Annotated in this window: 8 protein-coding genes and 1 pseudogene; all 9 read left to right on the top strand. The window is 68.7% G+C overall.

The window, feature by feature from the left end; all coding sequences use genetic code 11:
• A partial coding sequence (locus tag ABDW35_RS25095; RefSeq protein ID WP_343716593.1) for a M91 family zinc metallopeptidase occupies nt 1-1,373 on the top strand: 1,373 nt, incomplete at its 5' end.
• A 24-nt stretch (nt 1,374-1,397) separates the two neighbouring features.
• Nucleotides 1,398-2,012: a hypothetical protein gene (locus ABDW35_RS25100; protein ID WP_343716594.1), complete on the top strand. Its 615-nt coding sequence runs from the start codon at nt 1,398-1,400 to the stop codon at nt 2,010-2,012.
• A 295-nt stretch (nt 2,013-2,307) separates the two neighbouring features.
• Nucleotides 2,308-3,009, top strand: coding sequence for a response regulator transcription factor (locus tag ABDW35_RS25105; protein ID WP_343716595.1), 702 nt, complete (start codon nt 2,308-2,310; stop codon nt 3,007-3,009).
• Nucleotides 3,010-3,362: 353 nt separating this feature from the next.
• Complete coding sequence (locus ABDW35_RS25110) at nt 3,363-4,439, top strand: extracellular solute-binding protein (protein WP_343716596.1); 1,077 nt, start codon at nt 3,363-3,365, stop codon at nt 4,437-4,439.
• Between the two features lie 356 nt (nt 4,440-4,795).
• Nucleotides 4,796-5,716, top strand: a complete 921-nt coding sequence (locus tag ABDW35_RS25115) for an ABC transporter permease (protein ID WP_343716597.1) — start codon at nt 4,796-4,798, stop codon at nt 5,714-5,716.
• Nucleotides 5,717-5,993: 277 nt separating this feature from the next.
• Nucleotides 5,994-6,773 (top strand): ABC transporter permease, encoded by a 780-nt coding sequence (locus ABDW35_RS25120; protein ID WP_343716598.1) that lies wholly within the window; start codon nt 5,994-5,996, stop codon nt 6,771-6,773.
• Complete coding sequence (locus tag ABDW35_RS25125; protein ID WP_343716599.1) at nt 6,760-7,824, top strand: ABC transporter ATP-binding protein; 1,065 nt, start codon at nt 6,760-6,762, stop codon at nt 7,822-7,824. The genes ABDW35_RS25120 and ABDW35_RS25125 overlap by 14 nt, the downstream gene beginning before the upstream one ends.
• Nucleotides 7,825-8,415 (top strand): cysteine hydrolase, encoded by a 591-nt coding sequence (locus tag ABDW35_RS25130; RefSeq protein WP_343716600.1) that lies wholly within the window; start codon nt 7,825-7,827, stop codon nt 8,413-8,415. It abuts the gene before it with no gap.
• Nucleotides 8,416-8,697: 282 nt separating this feature from the next.
• Nucleotides 8,698-9,296, top strand: a pseudogene (locus ABDW35_RS25135) (glycoside hydrolase family 37); the annotation flags it as partial.

Below are 9,296 nucleotides of genomic sequence, written 5' to 3' on the forward strand. Positions count from 1 at the left end.
ACCGCACCGCGCCCGGCGGGCCGCGGCCGGAGACGAATTCCTGCTTCCTGCGCGTGGCCCAGCCCTGGGCCGGGCCGAAATGGGGCATGCAGTTCCTGCCCCGCGTCGGCGAGGAGGTGGTGGTCGACTTCATCGACGGCGACCCGGACCGGCCGCTGATCACCGGCCGGGTGTACAATGCCGAGCAGGAGCCGCCCTTCGACCTGCCGAAATACCGGCTGCGCAGCGGCATCAAGACCCGGTCGGTGCCGCTGCAGGAGGAGGAGAAGGCGCGGTTCCACCTGCAGCGCTTCGACGACACGCGCGGGCATGAGCAGCTGCTGCTGCGCAGCCAGGGGCGCACCGACGTCACCTCCTTCGGCCCCTATTACGAGACGGTGCATGCCGACCGGCACGCGCTGATCGGCGGCAAGGACCCGAAGACCGGCAAGTCCGGCGGGTCGCTGGTCACGACCGTGGGCGGCGAATCCGACCTGCATGTGATGAAGGACCGCTACGAGGCGGTGGATGCCGGCTACCAGCTCAGCGTCAAGTCGGACACGGTCTTCGACCTGCAGGGGAACTGGTTCACGATCGCCGGCGGTGGGGCGACGCTGAACGCGACCTCGGTGGTGATCGAGGCGTCGATGAAGATCACGCTGAAGGTCGGCAACAGCTTCGTCGTGGTCGACCCGGCCGGCGTGTTCATCAGCGGGCCGATGGTGCAGATCAACTCCGGCGGGACGCCGGGCAGCACCTCGGATTCCGACCTGACCGACCCGCTGGACGCCACCATGGCCGATCCCGGCGACCCGGAGGACTGGATCGAGAAGCACCCGCCCTGGAAGGGCGGCGGCGGGCGCAAGCACCACACGGCCAAGGCGCGGCACGGCCTGGCGGTCACCGCCAATGCCGACGGCACGCTGCAGGTCGGGCCCGGCATCAAGGTGGCGGGCGACCCGGCCTATCAGGACACGGTGGTGCAGCAGCTGGCCCTGATCAACGAGACCAAAACGGGGCGGGCGATGCTGGACGACCACAACGCCACCGGCCGGACCATGACGATCCGGCCGCAATCGCCGCTGCCCAACCCGCCGAACGCCTTCGCGCGGGCGACCAACGACACGAACGCCGGCAACGGCACGGGCTCGGATTCGAATGTCGACTACAATCCCGAGCAGTGGCCGAACCCGGTGAACGCCCCCAACACCCCCGGCGACGCCATCCTGTTCCACGAGATGACGCACGCCCAGCACAACTCGCACGGCACAAGGGACATGACGCCGCGCACCGACAATTTCGACACCAATGAGGAATTCAACACGATCGGGCCCGAGAACCAATATCGCGACGAGCGCGGCATTCCGCGCCGCGCCGATCACCACAGCCTGTAGCGCGCGGGGCGAGGAGACTGGAGCATGACGGTCGACACTGGGACGATGACGGATGGAACCGACGATGCCGGCGATGTGACGCTGGACTGCCAGCCGACGCGGGAGGGCGACGAGCTGGTGTTCGCCTACACCATCACCAATGGCGGCCGCGGCGACATCTACGTCCTGGACGCGCTGCCCGAGATCGACCCGGAGACCGGCCAGGCGCGCGTCAACCTCGACAGCGCCGTGATCACCCGCGGCGAGGACGACTTCGCCCATATCCTGCGCGGCATCGCACCCCTGCCGAAGAACCGCACCGTGTCGGTCCGCATCATCCCGCTGGCGACCAGGCTGCCGCCGGGCGCGACGCTGGAGCGGCGCCTGACGGTCGACATCCCGCTGCACGAGACCGGGCCCTACCACCCCGACCTGCCGATCGGCAAATACCGCCAGCGCGACATCCGCGGCGTGATCCTGACGGCACAGTACCTGGCGGCCTCGGCCGAGGGCTTCGGCGCCACGCCGGTGGAGTTCGCACCCGGGCTGTTCCGCGTCTTCGCCAAGAACACGGTCGGCGCGGCCGAATCCGTCTCCTGCAGCTTCTCCACCCGGGGCCTTTCGATCCTGGTCCGCACGGACGATTTCCCGCGGCCCTGAGCCCTTGCGGCCGAGACGGCATTGCGCCGATCCGGCCCGAAGGCAGAATCGGCACCCATCCGCCGAATGCGATACTGCCCGAAAGCGGTAGGCCGGCTCCGTTGCGTTTGCATAAAATATGATACAAATTTACTTCAATACATCTGACAAACGTTCCGCCTAGCCACACCGGCTGCGAACGGAAAACAGAAGCAGCACCAAGCGCCTTTGATTGAATGAAGCGGGAAAGACAGGACCTCGAATTGAGCTAGAGGCGACTATGCATTTTGAGAGTACCGAAAGGCACGCGCTTCCCGTGCCCATTGAGACGGCAGCGGCGATCAGCCGGCCTGCCGGGGACCGAGCGGCATGCCACCCGCCGGAGCTGAAGCTGATCGCGATCATCGACCGGCGCACCCTGGGCCGGGAGGCGCTGACGCGGGCGCTCGCGGCGGCCGATTCCGGCCTGCGCAGCCGGGCCTTCGTCGATGCCGGCGAATGGGAGCTGAGCCGCGACCGGGCCGAAACGTCGGTGATCCTGCTGCAGTGCGGCACCGCGTCGCCGGGGGACGAGCTTCGCGCCCTGGTCGAAGCCTATCCCGGGATACCGGTGGTGGTGATGGGCGAAAGCGAGGATCCTCGCCACATCACCGCGATCCTGGCGCAGGGCGCCCGCGGCTACATCCCGACCAGCGTCAGCCTGAACGTCGCGGTGGGCGCGCTCGGCCTCGCGATCGCGGGAGGCAGCTTCGTCCCGGCCTGTGCCCTCCGGAGCGATGGCGCCCAGGTGCCGGAGCGCGGTCCGTCCGTGCACGACATGCTCGGCCTGTCGGAACGGCAAGCGGCCGTCGCCGATGCCGTCGCCCTGGGCAAGCCGAACAAGATCATCGCCTATGAGCTGGAGCTGTGCGAGAGCACGGTGAAGGTTCATATCCGGTCGATCATGAAGAAGCTGCAGGCCCGGAACCGGACCGAGATCGCCTTTAAGCTGCACGCGGCGAAGAGCCGTGCCGCCTGACAAGGGAAAGGCCGCCCGATGATGGCGGCCTTTCCCAGCTTCAGGCGTTCCTTCCCGATCCGTCAGCACGGGCAGGAATATTGTATCCGCGAGACCGTGTGTCGGGGGTGACGGCCCTGACACATTCATTTCCTCGGTCGAAGCAGCGTCATCATACGATGTTATGAAGACGAACCAAGTACGCCTTTCGGAGTAAGCCGCCGGGCGCCGATGCCCACCTGCGGCCAAGCAGGGCATGGCGCGCGGCCCTGTCGCAGCGGAAGGCCGGCCCGCACCCCCAACGCAATTTGACAGCCCCCGGACCCTGCGCTACGGTTGTTTGTGTACAAACAATAACCGCCGGGGAGCGTTTCATGTCCATCATCCTCAATCGGCGCCGCTTCGGCGCCCTGCTCGGGGCCGGCGCGCTGGCCGGGGCCACCGGGCTGCCGCTGCGCAAGGCACGCGCGGCCGAGACCATCTACGTCCTCAACTGGCAGGGCTACGGCACCGACGAGGCCTGGGCCCTGAAGGCCTTCACCGAGAAGACCGGCATCGAGGTCAAGCACGACTACTTCAACTCCGAAGAGGAGATGCTGACCAAGCTGCGCACCAATCCCGGCACCTATGACGTGGTGCTGATCAACAGCGCCCGCACGCTGCAGGCCCAGGCCGAGGATCTGCTGGAGCCGATCGACCTGGCCAAGGTGCCGAACGCCGCCGACCTGTCGCCGGCGCTGCGCGACCACGCCAATTTCCACAAGGACGGCAAGGCCTATGGCGTGTCCTGGCTGTGGGGCATCAACGCGCTGGGCCTGCGCCGCGACAAGGTGAAGACCGACACCCTGGCGGTGCTGGCCGACCCGGCCTATGCCGGCCGCGTCGCCCTGTTCGACGACGCCGTCACCGCCATCGGCATCGGCGCCCTGATGACCGGGCAGGACATCAACGCGCCCAAGGACATGGCCGCCGTCGCCGCCAAGCTGAAGGAACTGAAGCCCGGCGTGAAGCTGCTGTGGTCCAGTGAGGACCAGTGGAACAAGGCCTTCGCCGCCGGCGAGTTCGACGTGTCGATCTACTGGTCGGGCGCGGCGGTGCGATCGCAGCGCAACTTCAAGCTGGCGGTCGATTTCGTGGTGCCGAAGGAAGGCGGCATCGGCTGGATTGACGGGCTGTCGGTGCCGGCCACCAGCACCCGCAAGGAGTCGGCGCTGGCCTTCATCAACTACATGATCGACCCCGGCTTCTACGACTACTGGGCCACCAATATCGGCGCCCCGGCCTCGGCCAACGCCAAGGCCATGGCGGCGCTGCCGGCCGACGATCTGAACAAGCAGATCCACAAGGCCGAGTACCTGTCCAAGCTGCAGTTCATGTCGCCGCTCAGCGACGACCAGCGCACGGCGTTCTCCGACCTGTGGCAGGAGACGAAGGCGTTCTACGCCGGGTGACCGTCGCGAATGCTACTGGTGCGGCCGTCTGATGGCGGTTTCTCCGCTTCCGGTGCTCACGCACCAACGTGCGCTGCGCTCCGGTTCTCGAAACCACCACCAGCCGACTCACACCAGCGCATTCTCGAACGGCCACCCAAGCCCGCCCTTTTTCCTCCCCCTCCCTTGCGGGAGGGGGTAGGGGGAGGGGTATGCCGAGGCCGGGAGCGGTCCTGAGGCTTCGGTTCTGACGGGACGAGCCCCCTCCCCCCACCCCCTCCCGCAAGGGGAGGGGGAGGATGAAAGAGGGACGGGCACGGTGCCTGTGCTTGTAAGATGCGAGAATTGCACGTGATCGTGACCAGAGGCGGCATCCGATGACCGAGCTGGCGGCGCCGACCACCGCTTCCGCCGTCACCGCGCCTGCCGCGGGCGGGGCGGAGAAGCGCGGCTGGCTGGCCACGGCGGGGCTGCTGCTGCCGGCCTATGGCTGGCTGACGCTGGCGATCTTCCTGCCGCTGCTGATGATGCTCGGCTTCTCCTTCCTCAAGGTGGCGCCCTTCGGCGGCCGGGCCATCGTCTGGACCCTCGACAACTACCTGGCTTTCCTCAAGCGCCCGTACCTCCGCGACGTCGCCTGGACCTCGCTGTCGATCGGGATCTGGACCACGCTGATCTGCGCCGTGATCGGCCTGCCGGCGGCGCTGGCCCTGGCGCGCTCCACCTTCGGCCGCACCCGGCAAGTGCTGTTCCTGCTGATCATCCTGCCGTTCTGGACCAACGGGCTGGTCCGCGTCTTCTCCTGGACCATGGTGCTGCGCGACGGCGGCATTATCGACGGCCTGTACCACTGGGTCTTCCCGGACGCGGCGCCGCTCGGGCTGCTCTACACCTACCCGGCCATCGTGGTCGGGCTGGTGCACGCCTACCTGCCCTACATGATCCTGACCTGCTACCTGTCGCTGGTGGCGATCGACGACCAAATCCTGGAGGCCGCGCGCAGCCTGGGCGCCCGCGCCCCGGTGGTGTTCTGGAAGATCATCCTGCCGCTGGCGACGCCGGGGCTGATCTCCGGCTCGGTCCTGATCTTCGTGCCGGTGATCGGCAGCTTCATGGAGCCGCGCATCCTCGGCGGCCGCGTCGGCGTCACCATGGGCACGGTGATCGAGGACCAGTTCACCCAGGCCTTCAACTGGCCGCTGGGCGCCGCTTTGTCCTTCACCATGCTGGCGATCGTGCTGCTGATCTTCGCCCTGGCCTCGCCGGTGCTGAAGCGGCAGCAGGGGGGAGCGCGGTGATGATGAGCGTCTTCGCCACGACCCTCCCGGCCTCACACAGCGCGCCGGCTCCCTTCAAGTCCCCCCTCCCCTTGCGGGAGGGGGGTAGGGGGAGGGGGTTCGTGCCGCCAGGGCCGCCCTTCCCGGGCGGGCCCGACACCTTCACGACGCCCGACCATCAGCAGCGGCACTCTGCGATCGACAACCCCCTCCCCCTACCCCCCTCCCGCAAGGGGAGGGGGGACTCAGGAGAGGCGATGCCTGAATCCGGCCGCGCCAGAGCCAGGGGAGACCGCCGATGAAGCGCCTCGGCCTCGCCCATCTCTGGATCGTCATCGCCTTCCTGTACCTGCCGATCGTCGTGATGGTGGTGATGGCGTTCAACGCCTCGCCGCTCTACGAGCTGCCCTTCAGCTTCTCGCTCGACTGGTTCGCCAAGCTGCCGGCCAACGACCGGTTGCTGTCCGCCAGCGGCAACAGCCTGATCCTGGCCGTGGTCACCGCCATCCTGGCCACCGCGATCGGCACCCCGGCCTCGCTGGCCCTGTCGCGGCGCAAGTTTCGCGGCCGGTCGCTGCTGCAACTGCTGCTGCTGCCGCCGATCGCCATTCCCTGGCTGATCACCGGCACCGCCATGCTGGTGTTCTTCTTCTCCACCGGCATCGGCCGCGGCCTGTTCGCCATGACCATCGGTCATGTCGCCCTGGCCATCCCCTATGTCGTGCTGGTGGTCGGCACCGGGCTGCAGTCGCAGCGCGCCGACCTGGAGGAGGCGGCGATGAGCCTGGGATCCACCCCGCTGCACGCCTTCTTCAGCGTCACCCTGCCGCTCTTGCTGCCCAGCATCATCGCCGCGGCGCTGTTCGCCTTCGCCGTGTCGCTGGACCAGTTCGTGGTCTCCTACTTCCTGGCCACGCCCGGCGTCACCACCCTGCCGGTGGAGATCTACTCCGCCATCCGCAAGGGCTTCACGCCGGAGATCAACGCCATCTCCACCATCCTTCTGGGCGCCTCGATGGTCCTGGTCCTGGCATTCGCCCTCTTGTCGAACATGGGAGGCGCCCGTGAGCGGCGTTGAAGTCACCGCGGTCAGCAAGCGCTACGGCCCCGCCACCGTGCTGGACCGGATCAGCGCCAGCTTCGAGGCCGGACGCTTCACCAGCCTGCTCGGCCCCTCCGGCTCCGGCAAGACCACGCTGCTGCGCATCGTCGCCGGCTTCGTCGTGCCGGACGAAGGCGAGCTGCGCATCGGCGCCGAGGAGGTGACGCGCGTGCCGGTGTGGAAGCGGCGCATCGGCATGGTGTTCCAGTCCTACGCCCTGTTCCCGCACATGACCGTGCTGCAGAACGTGATGTTCGGGCTGAACCGGCGCGGCGTGCGCGGCCCCTCCGCCGCCCGCGAGGCGCGCGAGGCGCTGGAGATGGTGCGCCTGTCCGGCTTCGAGAGCCGCAGCCCGAAGCAGCTGTCCGGCGGGCAGCAGCAGCGTGTCGCGCTGGCCCGCGCCATCGTCACCAAGCCGACCGTGCTGCTGCTGGACGAGCCCTTGTCGGCGCTGGACCGGCGGCTGCGGCAGGAGATGCAGGTCGAGCTGAAGCGGATCCAGCGCGAGAGCGGCCTGACCACCATCTTCGTCACCCATGACCAGGAGGAGGCGCTGACCCTGTCCGACCGCATCGCCATCCTGGACCGCGGCCGGATCGTGCAGGACGGGGCGCCCGGCGAGATCTACGAGCAGCCGCGCACCCGCTTCGCCGCATCTTTCCTCGGCGATGCCAACTTCCTCGAGGGCACGGTGAAGGCCGGTAACGCGGTCGAAGTGCAGGGCGGCACGGTGCGCGTCGCGGGCAAGCTGCCGGCGGTCGGATCCAAGGTCACGCTGGCCGTGCGGCCGGAGAAGATGGTGATCCTGGCCCCGAACACCGCCCACAGCTTCGAGAACGCGATCCCGGCGACGCTGCGCGAGGTGATCTATGCCGGCGCGGTCTCGACCTATCTGCTGGCCGGGCCGGACGGACGCGAGCTGAAGGTCTTCGCACAGAACCGGTCCCAGGATTCTGCGGCACCGACCCCGGGCGCCGCCGTCACCCTGGGCTGGTCCGCCGCCCACACCATCGCGCTGGAGGACTGAGTGCTGCGCTTCGGGCCGCTGTCGCCGAACACGATCCACATCGCCATCGACCTGCAGCGCCTGTTCGCCGAGGACACGGTGTGGTCGACCCCGGCGCTGATGGGCGTGGTGCCCAACGTTGCCGCGCTGGCCAAGGCGGGCCGCACCCTGTTCCCGCGCTTCGTGACGCCGGAACGCGCCGACGACGCGCCCGGCACCTGGCGCCGCTACTACACGCATTGGGCCGCGGTGACCCGGCCGAATCTCGCGCCCGGCATGCTGGACCTGGTGGCGGAGCTGGCGGCGCTGGCCGCGCCCGGCAGCGTGATCGACAAGCCGACCCATTCCGCCTTCGCCGCGCCCGAATTCGTCGACCGGCTGGCGGCAATGGGCGCCGATACGCTGATCGTCACGGGGGTGGAGACGGATGTCTGCGTCCTCGGCACCATCCTCGACGGCATCGACCGCGGCTTCCGCATCGTCGCCGTGTCCGACGCGATGACCAGCTCGTCGCTGCCGGGCCACCACGCCACGCTCGACCTGATCCTGCCGCGCTTCGACCAGCAGGTGGAGATCGTCACGACCGAAGCGGCCCTGCGGGCCTGGGGCTGACGTGACACCCCAGGGGCCGGTGCCGCCCCCTCACCCCAAAGCCTCTCCTTTTTTATCCCCCCTCCCCTTGCGGGAGGGGGGCAGGGGGAGGGGTCTGCGCGCGTCCGCGCGCGAATGGGCGGGGCACCAAACCGGCCGTCCATGCAGGTTAGCGACGGTCTGGGTCGGCTCGAGCCGAGAGAACCCCCTCCCCCTACCCCCCTCCCGCAAGGGGAGGGGGGACTCGGTTTGCTCATTGCATGACCGTTCCACCGACCACCCGATACCCGGCATGAGGTCCTGATGCTGCGCGATACCACCGTCCCGCTCGCCCGGGCCTGGAACACCTGGTCCAGCCGCCCGGCCGAGATGGTGTTCCTGCCGCTCGGCGTGCGGGTGACGCCGCTGGCCTATGCCGACAGCAGCCGCGACGCGACGCTGTTCCCGGCCAAGTCGGTCCGCTACGGCCGCCATGCCCTGGACGGCAGCCTGGTGGAGCTGGACCTCGACCATGCCGGCACCGGCCTGGCCTGGCGCTGGGCCAAGCGCGGGCCGTTCGAGCTGTCCGGCACCTGGCATACGGTGAAAACCGGCGAATGGGGCCTGCGCTTCTGGTTCAACCTCTGCCTGTCGGCCGAGAATGGCCAGACCGTGCACTGGGACCCGGCCGGCGCCGCATTGGTCAAGGTCGGCCACCGCTTCGTGGCGCTCGCCAGCGCCGAGCCGCCGGTGCAGGTGACCGGCCACGCCACGGTCGAGGCCGTGGCCGAGGATTTCGAGACCCACGGCTACTTCCATCTCGGGTCACGGTCGGAGGCGGCGCCGGTGCTGGTGCTGCGCTTCAATCTGGAGATGATGCGCGACGGCGGCATCGGCGTCGCCGTGGCCGACCGGGCCGACCT

Source organism: Inquilinus sp. (assembly GCF_039594555.1).
Classification (GTDB): Bacteria; Pseudomonadota; Alphaproteobacteria; order DSM-16000; family Inquilinaceae; genus Inquilinus.

Bases quoted from the DNA above. Each gene is read 5' to 3' on its own strand.
- ABDW35_RS25100 (WP_343716594.1), top strand. From the start codon at position 1,398: ATGACGGTCGACACTGGGACGATGACGGATGGAACCGACGATGCCGGC.
- ABDW35_RS25110 (WP_343716596.1), top strand. From the start codon at position 3,363: ATGTCCATCATCCTCAATCGGCGCCGCTTCGGCGCCCTGCTCGGGGCC.
- ABDW35_RS25115 (WP_343716597.1), top strand. From the start codon at position 4,796: ATGACCGAGCTGGCGGCGCCGACCACCGCTTCCGCCGTCACCGCGCCT.
- ABDW35_RS25120 (WP_343716598.1), top strand. From the start codon at position 5,994: ATGAAGCGCCTCGGCCTCGCCCATCTCTGGATCGTCATCGCCTTCCTG.